At 73.7% G+C, this 17647-nt stretch carries 16 protein-coding genes; 9 read left to right on the top strand and 7 right to left on the bottom strand.

Features of this window, described 5'->3' with window-relative positions:
• Positions 1-166 precede the first annotated feature (166 nt).
• Entirely contained in the window at positions 167-577 is a 411-nt protein-coding gene (locus AB7F12_RS20910; protein WP_428500727.1) for a YjbQ family protein, read from the top strand.
• 3 nt (positions 578-580) lie between these two features.
• On the opposite strand, the gene AB7F12_RS20905 is transcribed toward AB7F12_RS20910, so the two are convergent.
• Positions 581-1363, bottom strand: a complete 783-nt coding sequence (locus AB7F12_RS20905; RefSeq protein ID WP_428500726.1) for an intradiol ring-cleavage dioxygenase — start codon at positions 1361-1363, stop codon at positions 581-583.
• A gap of 105 nt (positions 1364-1468) precedes the next feature.
• On the bottom strand, positions 1469-3214 hold the full coding sequence (locus AB7F12_RS20900) for a proline--tRNA ligase (RefSeq protein ID WP_428500725.1): 1746 nt from the start codon (positions 3212-3214) through the stop codon (positions 1469-1471).
• A gap of 79 nt (positions 3215-3293) precedes the next feature.
• Between AB7F12_RS20900 and AB7F12_RS20895 the strand changes: the two genes are divergently transcribed.
• Positions 3294-3983, top strand: coding sequence for a (2Fe-2S) ferredoxin domain-containing protein (locus AB7F12_RS20895; RefSeq protein ID WP_428500724.1), 690 nt, complete (start codon positions 3294-3296; stop codon positions 3981-3983).
• Between the two features lie 11 nt (positions 3984-3994).
• Positions 3995-4117, top strand: a complete 123-nt coding sequence (locus AB7F12_RS20890; RefSeq protein WP_428500723.1) for a hypothetical protein — start codon at positions 3995-3997, stop codon at positions 4115-4117.
• Between the two features lie 121 nt (positions 4118-4238).
• Here AB7F12_RS20890 and metX read toward each other — a convergent pair whose 3' ends face one another.
• Both metX and AB7F12_RS20880 read right to left on the bottom strand, forming a co-directional pair.
• The gene (metX, locus tag AB7F12_RS20885; protein WP_428500728.1) at positions 4239-5363 is read right to left on the bottom strand and encodes a homoserine O-acetyltransferase MetX; all 1125 of its coding nucleotides are present in this window, start codon (positions 5361-5363) and stop codon (positions 4239-4241) included.
• A gap of 26 nt (positions 5364-5389) precedes the next feature.
• Positions 5390-6703, bottom strand: coding sequence for a bifunctional o-acetylhomoserine/o-acetylserine sulfhydrylase (locus AB7F12_RS20880; protein ID WP_428500722.1), 1314 nt, complete (start codon positions 6701-6703; stop codon positions 5390-5392).
• A 311-nt stretch (positions 6704-7014) separates the two neighbouring features.
• Between AB7F12_RS20880 and yaaA the strand changes: the two genes are divergently transcribed.
• The 5 genes from yaaA to AB7F12_RS20855 all read left to right on the top strand — a co-directional run bounded on the left by yaaA (position 7015) and on the right by AB7F12_RS20855 (position 13798).
• On the top strand, positions 7015-7764 hold the full coding sequence (gene yaaA / locus AB7F12_RS20875; RefSeq protein ID WP_428500721.1) for a peroxide stress protein YaaA: 750 nt from the start codon (positions 7015-7017) through the stop codon (positions 7762-7764).
• Positions 7765-7893: 129 nt separating this feature from the next.
• The gene (locus tag AB7F12_RS20870; RefSeq protein ID WP_428500720.1) at positions 7894-9009 is read left to right on the top strand and encodes a polysaccharide deacetylase; all 1116 of its coding nucleotides are present in this window, start codon (positions 7894-7896) and stop codon (positions 9007-9009) included.
• A 150-nt stretch (positions 9010-9159) separates the two neighbouring features.
• A complete protein-coding gene (locus tag AB7F12_RS20865) occupies positions 9160-10776 on the top strand; it encodes an ABC-F family ATP-binding cassette domain-containing protein (protein WP_428500719.1) in 1617 nt (538 codons plus the stop codon).
• Between the two features lie 294 nt (positions 10777-11070).
• Positions 11071-12042, top strand: coding sequence for a serine protein kinase RIO (locus tag AB7F12_RS20860; RefSeq protein ID WP_428516768.1), 972 nt, complete (start codon positions 11071-11073; stop codon positions 12040-12042).
• 367 nt (positions 12043-12409) lie between these two features.
• The gene (locus AB7F12_RS20855) at positions 12410-13798 is read left to right on the top strand and encodes a DEAD/DEAH box helicase (RefSeq protein ID WP_428500717.1); all 1389 of its coding nucleotides are present in this window, start codon (positions 12410-12412) and stop codon (positions 13796-13798) included.
• 83 nt (positions 13799-13881) lie between these two features.
• On the opposite strand, the gene AB7F12_RS20850 is transcribed toward AB7F12_RS20855, so the two are convergent.
• The 3 genes from AB7F12_RS20850 to AB7F12_RS20840 form a co-directional block, all read right to left on the bottom strand.
• Positions 13882-14979 (bottom strand): class I tRNA ligase family protein, encoded by a 1098-nt coding sequence (locus AB7F12_RS20850; RefSeq protein WP_428500716.1) that lies wholly within the window; start codon positions 14977-14979, stop codon positions 13882-13884.
• A 2-nt stretch (positions 14980-14981) separates the two neighbouring features.
• Positions 14982-15539 carry a lipopolysaccharide assembly protein LapA domain-containing protein gene (locus AB7F12_RS20845; RefSeq protein ID WP_428500715.1) on the bottom strand — a complete coding sequence of 186 codons (558 nt, stop codon included), beginning with the start codon at positions 15537-15539 and terminating at the stop codon, positions 14982-14984.
• A 130-nt stretch (positions 15540-15669) separates the two neighbouring features.
• Positions 15670-16164 carry a GNAT family N-acetyltransferase gene (locus AB7F12_RS20840; protein ID WP_428500714.1) on the bottom strand — a complete coding sequence of 165 codons (495 nt, stop codon included), beginning with the start codon at positions 16162-16164 and terminating at the stop codon, positions 15670-15672.
• Positions 16165-16242: 78 nt separating this feature from the next.
• Here AB7F12_RS20840 and AB7F12_RS20835 point away from each other — a divergent pair, with 78 nt between their 5' ends.
• A complete protein-coding gene (locus tag AB7F12_RS20835) occupies positions 16243-17631 on the top strand; it encodes a mycothione reductase (RefSeq protein ID WP_428500713.1) in 1389 nt (462 codons plus the stop codon).
• Positions 17632-17647 lie beyond the last annotated feature (16 nt).

Raw genomic sequence — 17647 nt, 5'->3', positions numbered from 1 at the left:
CACCAGGGCAACGTAGGTGGTGAACCGGTCAGGCTTGCGCCATCCCACATCTCGCCGGGCACTCGGGGCCATCGCAACCCTCCACGATCAAGGTGTTGCGACGACCCCGAGACACCACCCGAGTTGCGCGGGTGTGCCGTTCGTTCGCTGCAGTAGCGTCGGACGGGTGCACAGCGAGCTGATCGAGATCCGGACCGGCACCTCGGAGGTCGTGCGCGACCTCGGCTCCGAGATCGACGCGTTCCTGCGCTCGGCGCTCGCCGGCGACGGGCTGCTCAACATCTGGGTGCCGCACGCGACCGCCGGACTGGCGATCATCGAGACGGGCGCCGGCAGCGACGACGACCTCCTCGCGACGCTGCGCGACCTGCTCCCCGCCGACGACCGGTGGCGCCACCGCCACGGCAGCCACGGCCACGGCCGCGACCACGTCCTGCCCGCGATCATCGCCCCGTCGATGATGGTTCCCGTGCTCGGTGGGCAGGCGGCGCTGGGCACCTGGCAGTCGGTGTGCCTGGTGGACACCAACGTCGACAACCCGGTGCGGACGGTCCGGCTGTCGTTCCTGCCGCACTGAGGGTCAGACGACGACCGGCAGGCTCGCCGTCAGGCCGGACGTGACGTCGCCGGTCATGGTCGCGAGCTGGCGGTCCCAGCCGTCGCGGAACACCATGTCGGAGGTCAGGGAGACCTGCGAGAGCGTGCGCACGCTGCCGGCGTAGCCGTCGGTGGCGTAGACGGCCTCGCACGTCTCCTGCGGCAGCGCCAGCTGTGTGGTGCGCACGGCGTTGCCCGACGACGTCGCGTCGGCGAGCGAGCGGTAGATCTCGAAGTGCACGTGCGGCCAGCGGCCCCGGTAGCAGGCCGGGAAGATGCTGGTGAACGACACCTTTCCGGCGGCGTCGGCGGCCTGGACGCCGCGCAGGTAGTTCTCGCCCGCCGCGGCGCGGGAGTAGAGCGAGTAGTTGGCGTCGCGGTCGCAGTGCCACACGTAGACCGCGGCACCGGCCAGGGCGGCACCGGTGCCGTCGCGCAGGGTGAGGGCGATCTGCAGGGGCACACCCGCCGCGGTGGTCGTCGACGAGCCGAAGCTCGACCGAATGTCGCTACGGACGAGCCCGGCGTCGTCGAGGACATCGGGGACGTTGGAGCCGTCGGCCGGGTAGGGGCCGCCGGTCTCCTCGGGGATCGCGCCGGAGGCGGCGTCCCCGGCAGCGGCGGATCCCGGCACGGGCGCCGACGAGCATGCCGCCGCGAGCGTCACCGCAGCCCCGCCCGCGAGCAGCCCCAGCATCCGGCGGCGGCCGAGCAGCCGGGGCAGGTCGCGGGAGATGCCACCGAAGTCGTCGTGGTCGTCGGACATGCGCGCTCCTGAACAGTGGTGGCGGGGCGTTCCGTCACCACTGTCCCGAATACCCCCCGGCGCAGCCTGGGAGCGACCTGTGCGTCTGCTGTGCGTCGACCCGGATCAGCCCCGGACGACCTGCACCAGGTGCTCGACGGCACCGTCGAGGGCGATCTCGACGCGCTCGCCGCTGCGCCGGTCCTTGACCTCGATCTTGCCGTCGGCCAGCCCGCGGCCGACGACGACGATCGTCGGCACCCCGACGAGCTCGGCGTCGGCGAACTTGACCCCGGGCGAGGCCTTGCGGTCGTCGAGCAGCACCGAGAGCCCGGCGGCCTCCAGGTCGGCGGCGACCTTCGCACCGCCGGTCATGATCTCCTCGTTCTTGCCGGCGATCACGACGTGCACGTCGTAGGGCGAGACGGCGCGCGGCCAGATGAGACCGGACTCGTCGTTGCTCTGCTCGGCGACGACGGCGACGAGCCGCGAGACGCCGATGCCGTAGGAGCCCATGGTGATGCGGACGGGCTTGGAGTCGGGGCCCAGCGCGTCGAGGGAGAAGGCGTCGGCGTACTTGCGGCCGAGCTGGAAGATGTGGCCGATCTCGATGCCGCGCGCGCTCTCCAGCGGACCGCTGCCGTCGGGCGCCTCGTCGCCGTCGCGGACCTCGGCGGCCTCGATGGTGCCGTCGGGGGTGAAGTCGCGACCGGCGACGAGGTCGACGACGTGGTGGTCGTGCTTGTCGGCCCCGGTCACCCAGGCGGTGCCGGTGACGATCCGCGGGTCGACGAGATAGCGGACCCCGTTGGCGGCCAGCGAGCCCGGGCCGATGTAGCCCTTGACGAGGAACGAGTTCGCGGCGAAGTCCTTGTCCTCGAGCAGCGCCACCTCGGCGGGCGCGACGGCGGCCTCGAGGCGCTTCATGTCGACCTCGCGGTCGCCGGGGACGCCGACCCCGAGCAGCTCCCACTCGTCGGCGCCGGGCTGCCGCAGCTTGACCAGGACGTTCTTGAGGGTGTCGGCGGCGGTGAACCGACGGTCGAGGCCGGCGCCGTTGAGGAACGTCACCAGCGACTCGATGGTCGGGGTGTCGGGGGTGTGGTGGACCTGCGCGGCGGGCAGGCCGTCGACCGGCCGTGCGGGCGGCGCGGGGGTGACGACGGCCTCGACGTTGGCGGCGTAGCCCGACGCGGAGCGGACGAAGGTGTCCTCACCGGTCGCGGCCTCGGCGAGGAACTCCTCCGACGCCGAGCCGCCCATCGCCCCGGACGTGGCGGAGACGATGACGTAGCGCAGCGACAGCCGGTCGAAGATCTTCACGTAGGCCTTGCGGTGCAACGCGTAGGACTCGGACAGTCCCTCGTCGGTCAGGTCGAACGAGTAGGAGTCCTTCATCAGGAACTCGCGGCCGCGCAGGATGCCCGCGCGGGGACGCTCCTCGTCGCGGTACTTGTTCTGGATCTGGTAGAGCACGACCGGGTAGTCCTTGTACGACGAGTACTCGCCCTTCACCGCGAGGGTGAACAGCTCCTCGTGGGTGGGGCCGAGGAGGTAGTCGTTGCCCTTGCGGTCCTTGAGCCGGAACAGGTTCGGGCCGTACTCGGTCCACCGGTTGGTCGACTCGTAGGGGTCGCGCGGCAGCAGCGCGGGGAACTGGATCTCCTGGGCGCCGATGGCGTCCATCTCCTCGCGCACGATCTCCTCGATCCTGCGCAGCACCCGCAGGCCCAGCGGCAGCCAGGAGTAGACGCCCGGGGCGACTCGGCGGACGTAGCCGGCGCGGACCAGCAGCTTGTGGCTGGGCACCTCCGCGTCGGCCGGGTCCTCGCGGAGGGTGCGGAGGAACAGCGACGACATCCTGGTCAACACCCGCGCAAGGGTAGCGACGACCCCACGGGCACTTCGCCCCGGTTACGACCTCCGCGCCGACATCGGCTTGGATGTGCGGATGAACAGCCGAGTGGTGGTGCTGGTGGCACGTCCCACGCCCTCCGGTGTCGACGCCCGGTCACTCGCGGGGCTCGCCGCCGCGGTGGCGGCCACGGTCGACGGCCCCGTCCGCGTCGCGCATCTCGACCAGGCGGAGCCGTCGATCCACGACGTCCTCGACGAGGCGGTCCGCGAGGGCGCCGGCGGCGCCCTGCTGGTGCCGCTGGCGGTCCCCGCGGACGCCTATCTGCGCACGTGGATCGGCAAGGCGGTCGCGAACTGGCGCGAGACGCGGGCGCCGCTGACCCTCGACGTCCGGCTGGCCGGCGACCTCACCGCGACCGCGGGCGCGGCCGCCGCGGTCGCGGCCCTCACCGTCGACGGGGGCGCGGAGATCACCGCGTCGCCGGGCGGGTTCCGGGCGCCGTCGTGGTCGGAGCTACCCGGTCACGACCGGCATCTGCTGCTGTGCCGCGGGCCCCGCTGCACCGCCCACGGCGCCGGTGCCACCCACCGGGCCCTGACCGCCGCGACCCGCGACGACCCCCGCACCCTGGTGACACCGATCGGCTGCCTCGGTCCCTGCAACCTGGGCCCGATCGTGATCGAGACGCCCGGCCGGGACCCCGAGGGCACGTGGCACCAGCGCGTGGACCCGCAGGCGGCGACGGCGCTCGCGGCGCGACGGGCGGAGCTCAGTAGCGGTTGACCCTGGCGGCGGTGGCGGGTGCCGCGTCGATGTCCGCGGCCGGCACCGTCACGGCGGGCCGCCGGCTGCGGACGATCGTCCCCGCCGACGGGACGTCCTCGCGGGCCGGCCAGGTCGCGGACCCGTCGCGATGAACCGCGCCGACTGCGCGTCGACGTGGTCGATCGCCTTGTCCGCGATGGCGGCCGGCGGCTCCGGGACGATCTCCCGTAGCTCCGCCCCGGCGCCGATCACCTCATGCGGGCGAGGCCGGCCTCACTCGTGCAGAAGCGACGTGAGGTGTGCTCCGACCACCTCGTCCTCGATGAGGAACGCGTCGTGCCCGTACGGGGCGTCGATGACCTTCAGCTCCGCACCGGGGATGCCCTCGGCCATCTCGATCTGCTGCTCGAGCGGGTAGAGCCGGTCGGAGTTCACCCCGGCGACGAACGTCGCCGCCGTGACCCGCTTCAGGGCGGCCGCGACCCCGCCGCGGTCGCGGCCGACGTCGTGGGCGTTCATCAGTTCGGTGAGCCGCACGTAGGAGCCGGCGTCGAAGCGGCGCACCAGCTTCTCGGCGTGGTGGTCGAGGTAGGACTCGACGGCGTAGCGGCCACCGTCGAACGGGTTCTCCCCGTCCTGGGCCTCGCGGCCGAAGCGGGTGCTCAGCTCGAACCCGCTGCGGTAGCTCAGGTGCGCGATGCGCCGCGCGACGCCGAGCCCCGCGTGCGGGCCCTTGCCCGCGGGCAGGTCGTGGTAGTCGCCACCGTTCCAGCCGGGGTCGGCGCGGATCGCCGCGAGCTGCGGGGACGCCCAGCCGATCTGGTCGGCCGAGGTGGCCGCGGGCGAGGCGAGGACGAAGAGCCTGCGCACCCGGTCGGGCTGCGACGCAGCCCATTCGAGGGCCCGCATCCCGCCCATGGAACCACCGATCACGCACGCCCAGGTGTCGACGCCCAGCGCGTCGGCGAGGACGGTCTCGGCGGCGACGGTGTCGCGCGCGGTCACGATCGGGAACCTGCTCCCCCACGGCACCCCGTCGGGTGCCGTCGAGGACGGGCCGGTGGAGCCCTGGCAGCCGCCGACGACGTTGGGCGCCACGACGAACCAGTCGGCGGGGTCGAGCGCGCGGCCGGGGCCGACGAGCGCCTCCCACCAGCCGGCGGTGGGGTGCCCGGGGCCGGCAGGCCCGGCGATGTGACTGTCGCCGGTCAGCGCGTGCAGCACCAGCACCGCGTTGGAGCGGGCGGCGTCGAGCGTGCCCCACGTCTCGTAGGCGATCCGGACGTCGGGCAGGTCGCCGCCGGACTCCAGGCGCAACGTGCCGGGCAGCTGCACCCACTGTCGACGGCCGGGGTCGTCCCCCTCCCGCCAGGCACCGCTGGCGGGAGGGAGGACGATCTGTTCGGAGATGATGACGGCCTCTCTCAGGCGCCCTTGGCCGCGCGGAAGCCCGCGTCGAGGTCGGCCTTGATGTCCTCGATGCCCTCCAGGCCCACCGAGAGCCGGACCAGGCCGGGGCCGACACCCGTGGCCAGCTGCTCCTCGCCGGAGAGCTGGCTGTGGGTGGTGCTGGCCGGGTGGATGACCAGGCTGCGCACGTCGCCGATGTTGGCGAGGTGGCTGTGCAGCTCGAGGGCGTCGACGAACTTCTTGCCCGCCTCGACGCCGCCACGGATGTCGAACGCGACGACCGCGCCCGCCCCCTTGGGCAGGTACTTCTGCTGGGCCGCGTGCCACGGGCTCGAGGGCAGGCCGGCGTAGTAGACGGTCTCGACCTCGTCGCGCGCCTCGAGCCACTCCGCGATCGCCTGAGCGTTCTGGACGTGGCGCTCCATGCGCAGCGACAGCGTCTCGACGCCCTGGATGATCAGGAAGCTGTTGAGCGGCGCGATGGCCGGGCCCACGTCACGCAGCAGCTGGACGCGGAACTTGATCAGGTACGACAGGGGGCCGAGGGCGTCCCAGTAGTTGAGGCCGTGGTAGCTCGGGTCCGGCGTGGTGAGGCCGGGGAACCGGTCGGCGTGCGAGCCCCAGTCGAAGTTGCCGGAATCGACGACGATGCCGCCGATCGACGTACCGTGCCCGCCGAGGAACTTCGTCATCGAGTGGACGACGAGGTCGGCGCCGTGCTCGATCGGACGGACCAGATAAGGGGTCGGGACCGTGTTGTCGACGATCAGCGGGACGCCGGCCTCGTGGGCGATGTCGGCGACGAGCCGGATGTCGAGCACGTTGCTGCGCGGGTTGCCGATGGTCTCGGCGTAGAACGCCTTCGTGTTCGGGCGGACCGCGGCGCGCCACTCGTCGGCGTTGTCCGGGTCGTCGACGAACGTGACCTCGATGCCCAGCTTGGGCAGCGTGTAATGGAACAGGTTGTACGTGCCGCCGTAGAGGGAGGCGCTGGAGACGAAGTGGTCGCCCGCCTCGGCGATGTTGAGGATCGCCAGCGTCTGGGCGGCCTGGCCCGACGCGACGGCGACGGCCGCGATGCCGCCTTCGAGCGCGGCGATGCGCTGCTCGAGGACGTCCTGCGTCGGGTTCATGATCCGGGTGTAGATGTTGCCCAGCTCGGCCAGCCCGAACAGCGCCGCGGCGTGGTCGCTGTCACGGAAGGTGTACGAGGTGGTCTGGTAGATCGGGGTGGCCCGCGCGCCGGTGGTCGGGTCGGCGGTGGCGCCGGCGTGGACCTGCTTGGTCTCGAAGGACCACGCTGCGGTCGGGTCGGTGGGCTCGGTCACGATGAAACTCCTGCGTTCGTACGAGAAACGGCTGGATGGAGGGACGAGCGCGCGCCCGGATGCGGACATCCTGCGCGACCGGCCGGCCGACGGTCACCTCGGGGCCTGTGTGATCGGCCCCGGTGCGAGCATCCGCGCTCATGCGGACCGGGGACGTCGGCGGGTCGAGTCAGCGACCGCAACAGGCCGCGCTCGTGACCCGCATGTTGTCGACATGCAGGCGCGCCACGAGGTAGATCACCAAATGAAAATATCGGGTGCCCTGCCGCCTGCACAACCGGCCCCCGGGCCGGTTGGTAGCGTCCAGCGCCGTGCTCGTGCTGCTGCCGCCCTCCGAGACCAAGCGCGACGGCGGCGACGGCGCCCCGCTGCGCCTCGACGCCCTGTCGTTCCCCGAGCTCGGCGGAACGCGCAAAGTCCTGGCCGACGAGCTCGTCGAGCTGGCCGCCGACGTCCCCGCCAGCCGTGCCGCGCTGGGCCTGTCGCCGCGCCAGGACGACGAGGTCGCCCGCAACGCGGCGCTGTGGTCCGCGCCGACCCTGCCCGCGCTGCACCGCTACACCGGTGTCCTCTACGACGCGCTCGACGTCACGACGCTGCGAGGTGCGGCGGCGGCCCGGGCGCGGGCCCGGCTCGCCGTCGGTTCGGCGCTGTTCGGCCTGGTCCGCGCCGACGACCCGATCCCCGCGTACCGGCTGTCGGCGGGGTCGGCGCTGCCGGCGGGCGGCACCCTCGCGGCGCGCTGGCGGCCCGTCCTGGACCCGGTGCTCGCCGCTGTCGCCGCCCACGAGCTGGTGGTCGACCTGCGGTCCGGGTCGTATGCGGCGCTGGGCCGGGTTCCCGGCGCCGTCGACGTCACCGTCCTCGCGGAGAGGCCCGACGGCACCCGCTCCGTCGTCAGCCACTTCAACAAGGCCCACAAGGGTGCGCTCGCCCGGGTGCTGGCCGGGACCCGCGCCGAGCCGACCGACGCCGCCGGGGTCGCCACCATCGCCCGGCGGGCGGGGATGCGCGTGGAGCGACCCACCGCGTCGTCACTGTCCGTGATTGTCCCCGCCTGAGTCCATTGCGACCGACCTCCGTCCGGTTACGAGATCCGCGACACGCCCAGCGCGGTGTCCGATCCGGGCGAGTCGCCCGGTAGCGTCAGGATGCGGTACGGCCCGGCCCGCGGGCCCGAGCGGAGAGCCATGCGGACCCGGAGCAACCTGGCGATCGCCGTCGCGCTCGTCGCGGCAGGCCTGTTCCTCACCATGGCGTTGACCGCGCCGAAGGCCGAGGTCGACGGCGTGCCCGTGGCCGCCGAGGCCTCCGCCGGGGATCCCCCACCGCCGGCACCGCCGTCGCCACCGGAGTGGATGCGGCCGCTGAACCCGGGCGAACGGCCGCCGCAGTTCGTCCTGTTCTCCTTCGACGGCGCGGGCGCCGACTCGCACTGGAAACGGATCCTGCCCCTCGCGCAGCGGTCCGACGCGAAGTTCACCGGCTTCCTCACCGGCCTCTACCTCGTCCCGAACTCCGAGCGCACCCGCTACACCGGCCCCGGCCACGCACCCGGCAAGTCGTCGGTCGGGTTCGGCGGCACCGAGGCCGACATCGCCACCCGCATCGGCAACCTGAGGACGGCACTGGCCGCGGGTCACGAGATCGGCACCCACTACAACGGTCACTTCTGCGCGGGCGCCGAGCCGTCCGGGGCGAAGTGGACCACGGCGCAGTGGAACTCCGAGCTCGACCAGTTCTTCCGCTTCGTCCGCGAGGCGCCGGGCCTCGACCTGCCCGACGGCACCGTCAAGGGCGGGCGCACCCCGTGCCTGGAGGGCAAGAAGGACCAGTTCTTCCCGGCGATGCTCAAGCACGGGATGGTCTACGACAGCAGCGGCACGTCCGGCTCGCTGGCCTGGCCGTCGAAGGTCGCCGGGGTGTGGGAGTTCCCGATGCCCTCGGTCACCGTCACTGCGCTGAACAAGCGAGTGATCATGATGGACTACAACCTCTGGTACTCCATGAACGGCGCGAAGGACGAACCGGAGAAGGCGTCGCTGTTCACCGAGTGGACCGTGGCCGCCTACTTCAAGGCCTACGACGCCGCGTACTCAGGCAACCGGGCCCCGCTCGTCGTCGGCAACCACTTCAACGACTGGAACGGCGGGGCGTTCAGCACCGCCGTCGAGACGTTCATGGGCGAGGTGTGCCTGCGCCCCCAGACGGCCTGCGCCACCTACGGTCAGGTCCTGGAATGGATGAGCCTGCAGGACCCGGCGACCCTGGCGGCGCTGGAGGCCGAGCCGCAGCCGCGGCCCTGAAACTCGCTTGCGGCCCGACGTAGTGTGGGCAGTGCAGTGATCGCCGCACGGACGGAGCAGGGATGACGGGCAGGGACCGCGCCACCGGGTGACATGTCCCCGGGGGCGCACCGCGACGTTCTGTCGGCCCTCGTCCCGTGAGGTCACCCCGTGCCCGATCCTTCGATCGTCTGCTCCGGTCTGTCCTATGTCCTGCCCGACGGCACCGTCGTCCTCGACGGCGTCTCCTTCACCGTCGGCCCCGGCCTGACCGGGCTCGTCGCCCCCAACGGCGCCGGCAAGACCACCCTGCTGCGCCTCGTCGAGGGTTCGGCCGCGCCCACCACCGGCGCCGTCACCGTCGACGGCACCGTCGGGCTGCTCCCCCAGGAGCTGCCGTTCACCGACGACCTCACCGTCGCCGAGGTGCTCGGCGTCTCCGACACGCGAGCGGCGCTCGCCGCCATCGAGGCCGGCGACACGGGCGAGGACCACTTCGCCACGATCGGCGACGACTGGGACGTCGAGGAACGCAGCCGCGCCGAGCTCGACCGCGTCGGCCTCACCGACATCGGCCTCGACCGCACCCTCGACACCCTCTCCGGTGGGCAGGTCGTGTCCCTGGGCCTCGCGGCGCTGCTGCTGCGCCGCCCCGACGTCCTGCTCCTCGACGAACCCACCAACAACCTCGACCGCGCTGCCCGGGAGCGGCTGTTCGCCGTGCTCGACGGCCGGCCCGGGTGCGTGCTCGTCGCCACCCACGACCGTGAGCTGCTCGAACGCGCCGACCGCATCGCCGAGCTGGGCCGCGACGGCATACGGGTGTTCACCGGCAACCTCGACGCCTACACCGAGGCCGTCCGCGTCGAACGCGAGGCCGCCGAGCGCGCGGTCCGGTCGGCCGAACAGGACGTCAAGCGGGAGAAGCGGGCCATGCAGCTGGCACGCGAACGCGCCGACCGCCGGGCCAACACCGCCGCCCGTGGGGTCGCCGACGCGGGGCTGCCGAAGATCGTCGCCGGCAAGCTGAAGCGCAAGGCGCAGGAGTCGGCGGCGAGGTCCGACCGCACCCACGGCGACCGCGTCGACCAGGCCCGCACCCGCCTCGACGACGCCGAACGCGCCCTCACCGACGACGCGATGCTCGTGCTCGACCTCCCCGACACCACGGTGCCGGCAGGCCGCACGGTCGTTGCCGCGCAGGGCATCCGGGTGCGGGAGCTGTTCGGCGCCGGGGTCGACCTGACGATCCGCGGCCCGGAGCGGATCGCGCTCGTCGGCGCGAACGGCTCCGGAAAGTCGACGCTGCTGCGCGTGCTGTCCGAGGAGCTGGTCCCCGACGCGGGCGAGGTCAGGGGCGCCGGCGGCCGGGTCGCGCGGCTCTCCCAGCGCCTCGACCTGCTCGACCCGGCGCGCACGGTGCTGCAGAACCTGGAGGCCGTCACCGACGGGATGGCGCTGTCGCAGCGGATGACGTTGCTCGCCCGGTTCCTGTTCCCCGGCGACGAGGCGCACAAGCCGGTCGGGGTGCTCTCCGGCGGCGAGCGGCTGCGCGCCACCCTGGCCTGTGTGCTGCTCGCGCGGCCCGCGCCGCAGCTGTTGCTGCTCGACGAGCCCACCAACAACCTCGACATGGTCTCCACCGCGCGGCTCGCGGGCGCGCTGCGGGCGTTCCGGGGCGCGCTGGTCGTCGTCAGCCACGACGAGCGCTTTCTCGCCGACGCGGGGGTCGGTCGGCGGGTGGCGCTGGCGGCCGGCGCCCTGACCGACGCGGCCCCGGCCACCTGACCCGAGCACCCGGCCGAGCACCTGCCGGGGCGACGCGCACCGGGGCCGACCAGCCGTCGCGCACTCCGGGCCGACCAGCCGTCGCGCGGGGGTAAATGCGTTGCGGGCGGGGTGGGCCGTCCACCACCATCGTGCCCGGCCGGAAGAAGCCGGATGACGACGCGACCCAGGAGGTGCCGGATGTCGACCGCCGCCCGGGACCTGGCACGTCCTCGTCCCTTCCCCGCCCCACCGCTGGAACCCGTGCGCCCGTAGCGCACCCCGGTGGGGCCATCCGGTCAGGAGACCCACCCAGTGCCCACGCACGACGGTTCCTTCTCACGCGGCCGCCGTTCCGCACGCCGCCGCTTCGACGACGAGTACGACCCCGCCGACGACGCGTACGTCTCGCGCCGCCGGCGGCGCACCACCGGTCCGACCCCGCCGCCCGTCGAGCTCGACGGGCGCGCGGGCGAGGACGTCGACGGCCCACCCGAGGGCGACCGCTGGTCGACCTGGGACGGCGCCGACCACGGCCCCGTCCCGCGCCCGGACTGGGTGGTGACGGCGACCGGCGCCGTCGACACCGAGCTCGGCGTGCTCAAGACCGGCAAGGAGGCCGACGTCCACCTGGTCCGCCGCGGCGTTCCCGGCGATGCCGCGATCCTGCTGGCGGCCAAGCGTTACCGCTCACCGGAGCACCGGATGTTCCACCGCGACGCCGGCTATCTGCAGGGGCGGCGGGTCCGCCGGTCCCGGGAGACGCGGGCGATGGCGTCGCGGACCGACTTCGGTCGCGACCTGCTCGCCGGGCAGTGGGCGCGCGCCGAGTTCGCGGCGCTGTCCACGCTGTGGTCGGCGGGCCTGCCGGTCCCGTACCCGGTGTCGGTCGACGACACCGAGGTGCTGCTGGAGTTCGTCGGCGACGGGGAGGCCGCGGCACCGCGGCTGGCCCAGCTGCGCCCCGACCCCGACGAGCTGGCCGACCTCTGGGCGCAGCTGCGCGCGGCGCTGCAGGGGCTCGCCCGGCACGGCCTCACCCACGGCGACCTGTCGGCGTTCAACCTGCTGGTCCATCGCGGCCGGCTGGTGATGATCGACCTGCCGCAGGTCGTCGACGTCGTCGGCAACCCGTTCGGGCCCTCCTACCTGGGGCGTGACGTCGACCGGATCGGGGCGTGGTTCGCTGCCCGCGGGCTGCCGGACGCCGCGGCGGCCCAGGACGCGCTGCTCGCCGACCTGATGGGCGAGCTGGGGATCACCGGTCCGGCAACATCACACCCGTGAGGTTGTGGCCGGGCGCTCGGGTAGTCTCACGAGGAGCGTCCGGCCCGGCCGACCCCGGCCCGGTGACCCCGACAGGGTCGCACCCCGTTGTGGACGCGTCCGAAGTTCCATTCCCTGTGGGCGCTGCGTTGCGCCCGGGCTCGTCCCCGCAACAGCCCGCCCGTCCCTGTCGACGGGTGTGGCCGGCTCCGTGCGACGTGCCACGTCCGGAGGTCTTTTCTTGGCTCCCCAGCAGGCCCGTTCCTCGGGTCCCGCCGATCGTTCCGTCCGTTCGGGTGCGGGTCGTCCCCGTCCCCAGCGGGCCCGTGGCCGTGGGCGTGGTGGCGACCGCCGCCCCGCCGCGGCTCCCGCCCGTGCCGGCTCGCCGATGCCGGTCGAGCAGCTGTGGACGGCGCCCGAGTCGGGTATGCCGTCGTTCGCCGACCTCGGTCTTCCCGAGCCGGTGCTGCGCGCGCTCGCCGCAGAGGGCTTCACCGCACCGTTCCCGATCCAGGCGGCGACGCTGCCGGTCACGCTGAAGGGCCAGGACCTGCTGGGTCGTGGCCAGACCGGTTCGGGCAAGACGCTGGCCTTCGGGCTGGCCCTGCTGTCGCGGCTGGCCGGTGGCCGCGCGACGGCCCGCAAGCCCCGCGGTCTCGTCCTGGTGCCCACGCGTGAGCTGGCGCAGCAGGTCGTCGACGCGCTCGACCCGTTCGCGCGTGCCCTCGGGCTGCGCACCGCGGTCGTCGTGGGCGGGCTGTCGTTCAACCGGCAGGCCGACGCGCTGGCCCGTGGGGTCGACCTGCTGGTCGCCACCCCCGGCCGGCTGACCGACCACACCACGCAGCGCACCGCCGACCTGTCGGCCATCGAGGTCACCGCGCTCGACGAGGCCGACCGCATGGCCGACATGGGGTTCCTCCCCCAGGTCCGCGCCATCCTCGACCTCACCCCCGCCGACGGGCAGCGGCTGCTGTTCTCGGCCACGCTCGACGGTGACGTCGCCGCGCTCGTCTCGCGCTACCTGCACGACCCGGTGACGCGTGCCGTCGACTCGGCCCGGGCGTCGGTCGACACGATGGACCACCACCTGCTGCGGGTGGACTCCGCGGCGAAGGCCCAGGTCGTCGCCGAGATCGCCGCCCGCGAGGGCCGGACGATCCTGTTCGCGCGCACCAAGCACGGCGTCGACCGCTGGGTGCGCAACCTGCGCCGCGACGGGATCGTGTCCGTCGGTCTGCACGGCGGGAAGTCGCAGAACCAGCGCAACCGCGCGATCGCCGACTTCAAGGAGGGCCGCACCCCGGTCCTCGTGGCCACCGACGTCGCGGCGCGCGGCATCCACGTCGACGACGTGAGCCTCGTCGTGCACATCGACCCGCCGGCCGACCCCAAGGACTACCTGCACCGCGCCGGCCGCACGGCCCGCGGTGGCGAGTCCGGCACGGTCGTCACGCTGGTGACGCCGGAGGAGCGTCGCGATGTCGACACGCTGACCCGGCAGGCCGGGGTGCGCCCGACGGTGCACGACGTCTTCCCGGGGGCGGAGTCGCTGGCCCGGGTCACCGGCTCGCGCGAGCCCAGTGGTGTGGCGATCGTCGAGCCGAAGCCCGTGCAGGCCGCGCCGCGCGGTCAGGCCCGGCGTTCCGGCGGGCGCCAGGGCGGAACGCCCGGCGCCGGGAAGGCAGGGTCGGGCAGCGGCGCGCGCCGTGGCGCGCGCGGCGGCGGCACCGGCGGGGGCCGCCGGTCCTCCGGTGGCCGCTCCAACGCCGCCTGACCCGGGAACGACGAGAGAACCCGCCGCAACCCCGCTGCGGTGTCCGGTCCGGACACCGCAGCGGGGTTGCGGCTGTCAGGGGCTCAGCCGCCGAGGCCGAGGATCGACAGCACGCGCCGGGCGGCGGTGCCGCCGGCCTCCTCGGCGACGGCGAGCGCACGCGGCACGTCGAGGTCGTCGAGCAACGCGGCCGAGACCGCGGCGTCGGCGGCCGGGTTCTCGGTGACGCCGTGCGCAGCCGCGGCGTAGAGCCGCTCCAGCCGGGCCGCGGCCGCCTCGAGGTCCTCGACGCGGTAGTCCCAGGGTCGTGCCCACGCCCGGTCGACGAGCAGCAGCCGCAGCGCGGCGGCAGGCCACGTCTCCAGCACGTCGGAGACGAGCACCAGGTTGCCGGTCGACTTGGCCATCTTGCGGCCGTCGATGCCGACGGTGCCCACGTGCAGCCATGACCGGGCGAACGGCGTCACCCCGGTGACGGCCTCGGCCATCGCGGCCTCGTAGGCGTGGTGGGGGTAGCGCAGGTCGGCGCCGCCGACGTGGATGTCCAGTGCCGGGCCCAGCGTCGTCAACGACATCGCCGCGCACTCGGCGTGCCACCCCGGTCGGCCGCCACCCCACGGGCTGGGCCACGCCGCCTCACCGGGCGCGGACGCGCGCCAGATCACGACGTCGAACGGGTCGTCGCGGCCGTCGTCGCGGCGGTCGCCGTACTCGGCCGACAGCGCCGCGGCCTCGGCGGCACCGAGACCCGCGCGCTCGCGCACCCCGGCGCCGCGGAACCAGACGGTGCCGTCGCGGTGGTAGGCCGCGCCCCGCTCGATCAGCGCCGCTGCCAGCGACGCGACCTGGGCGACGTGGACGTGCGCGCGCGGCTCGTGCGTGGGGCGGCGGACGCCGAGGGCGTCCATGTCGCGGTCGAAGCGGAACTGCTGCACCGCGGCGAAGCTGTCGTAGCGGACACCGGCGCGGGCGGCCGCGGCGTCGAGGACGTCGTCGACGTCGGTGACGTTGCGGCAGACGTCGACGTCGACGCCGAGGTGGCGCAGCACGCGGGCGGCGACGTCGGCCCAGACGAAGGTGGCGGCGTGCCCGATGTGTGTCGTGTCGTACGGGGTGATGCCGCACACGTACATGCGGGCGCGGCCGACGACGGGCAGCGGGGAACCTGCGATGCGCAGCACGGTCAGCGGACCTCCGCCTTGCGTCCGGTGTGTTCCCGACGGTCGGTGCGGGCGCGGCGCGCGGCCCGGCGCAGCTGCAGGATGCGCAGCGATCCGGGGATCGCGACGAGCAGCACGCCGGCGACGGCCGCGAAGAGCAGCGCGACACCCGTCGGCAGGTTGCCGTCGAGCCCCAGGAAGCGGATCTGGACCTGGCCCAGGTTCTGCAGGATGAAGACCAGCAGGAGCAGCAGGACCAGCGCCGAGAGGATCAGCCCGATCCACAGGCCTGCCAGCCGCGACCGCGGTGGCGCCTCGGGCGGGGTGCGGTGGGGTGCGGTGTCGCCGGCGGCGTCGCGCTGCGCGGGGACGTCGGGCTCGTCGGCGGGCAGCCGCACCGGCACGGTCGGGCCGCCCGACGGGTCGGTGTGCACCGGCATCGTGGGCCCGCCCGACGGGTCGGCCGGCACGTCCACCGGGCGCATCGACGGGTCGGTGGCCGGGTCGGCGTGCGGATCGGCCCGGCCGACGTTTCCGGGCCGCATCGCTCCGCGCCCCGCGCGGCCCCGGTCGTCGGTCATGCTCGGACCCTCCTGTCACGCCGACACCCGCGAGGACTCGCCGGGTGTGGCGGAAGTATCCCGTACGTCTGCGTCCTGCCGACGGTTCGGTGGCACCGGCGGGGCCGCGTGTCGGAAACCCCGGGACGCGTCAGCCGCGGGCGGCCCGGTGCATCGGCACGTGCGCCACACCGTCCCAGTCGTAGGCCGGTCCGACGGCCTCGAAGCCGTAGCCGCGGTAGAAGTCGGCGAGATGGTCCTGCGCGTCCAGAACGCACTCCCCCGACCCGACCTCAGCCAGCGCGGCCTCGACGAGGCGGCGGCCCAGGCCGCGGCCCCGCACGTCGCGCGCGGTGCACAGGCGGCCGATGCGGTAGCCGCCACCGGGCTCCTTGAGCAGCCGGATGGTGCCCAGCACCGGCTCGGGGCTGCCGTGACCGGCCAGCCAGTAGTGCCGCGCCCGCGGCTCCAGGTCGCGCCCGTCGAGCTCGCCGTAGGCGCACGCCTGCTCGACGACGAACACGTCGACGCGCAGCCGCAACAGCGCGTAGAGGGTTGCGGCGTCGAGGTCGAGCGCCCAGCAGCGGCGAACCGTCGCGGCCATCGTGTCGGCCGGGCGGCCGTCCTGACCGGTCTCACTACTCACCGGGACTGCCTACCAGACGCGACGGCCCGGCGGGGCGACCGGACGGTGGGGTCGCGCGGCGCCACGTAACCTCCGGATGTGCGTCATCACGATCTCGTCGTCATCGGCACCGGCTCGGGGAACAGCATCGTCGACCATCGGTTCGCCGATCTCGACGTCGCTCTCGTCGAGCACGGCGTCTTCGGCGGCACATGCCTCAACGTCGGCTGCATCCCCACCAAGATGTACGTCTACTCCGCCGACGTGGCCGAGGCCGTCCGCAGGGCCGGACGCTACGGCGTCGACGCCACCCTCGACGGTGTGCGGTGGCCCGACATCCGGGACCGGGTGTTCGGCCGTGTCGACGCCATCGCACAGGGCGGCAAGGAGTACCGGATGGACCCGGTGCGCACGCCCAACGTCACCACCTACCTGGGTCATGCCCGGTTCACCGGCGACCGGACCCTCTCGATCGCACCGGTCGACGGCGGCCCCGCCGAGACCGTCACGGCCGACCGCATCGTCGTCGCCGCCGGGGGCCGCCCGCACGTGCCCGACCCGATCATCGACGCCGACGTCCCCTACGAGACGTCGGACACGGTCATGCGGCTGGAGAAGCTGCCGCAGCGCCTGGTGATCCTCGGCGGGGGGTTCATCGCCAACGAGTTCGCGCACGTTTTCTCGGCCTTCGGCGTGGCGGTGACGCTCGTCGCGCGCGGCGACCACCTGCTGCGGTTCGGCGACGAGACCCTCGGCCAGGCGTTCACGACGATCGCGCAGCAGCGCTGGGACGTGCGGCTGAACACCGTCGCCGAGAGCGCCCGCACCCTCGACGACGGCAGCGTGGAGCTCACCCTGACCGACGGCTCCACCGCGACCGGCGACGTCCTGCTGGTGGCGACGGGCCGGGTGCCCAACGGCGACCTGCTCGACGTGGCCGCGGGCGGCATCGCCACCCACCCCGACGGGCGCATCGTCGTCGACGACACCCAGGCCACGTCGGCTCCCGGGGTGTGGGCGATGGGGGACGTGTCGTCGGAGCACCAGCTCAAGCACGTCGCCAACCACGAGATGCGCGTCGTGCAGCACAACCTGCTCCACCCCGGCTCCCCGCGCCGCACCGACCACCGCTTCGTGCCGTCCGCGGTGTTCACCGAGCCGCAGCTGGCCGGGGTCGGGCTCACCGAGCGGCAGTGCAAGGCCCAGGGCCTCGACTACGTGACGAAGGTCCAGAAGTTCGGCGACGTCGCCTACGGCTGGGCGATGGAGGACACGACGGGGCTGTGCAAGATCATCGCCGAGCGCGGCACCGGCCGGCTGCTCGGCGCGCACATCATGGGCCCGCAGGCGTCGTCGCTGATCCAGCCGCTGATCCAGGCGATGACGTTCGGTCTCGACGCCCGCACGATGGCCACGGGCCAGTACTGGATCCACCCGGCGCTGCCCGAGGTGGTGGAGAACGCCCTGCTGGGCCTGCCGCTCGACTGACGGGTTCACCCACCGC

The sequence above is a fragment of the Pseudonocardia sp. genome, from assembly GCF_050250275.1.
Taxonomy (GTDB): domain Bacteria; phylum Actinomycetota; class Actinomycetes; order Mycobacteriales; family Pseudonocardiaceae; genus Pseudonocardia.
Note: the sequence above shows the minus strand (reverse complement) of the source record. Positions and strands in the feature narration are given on the sequence as shown.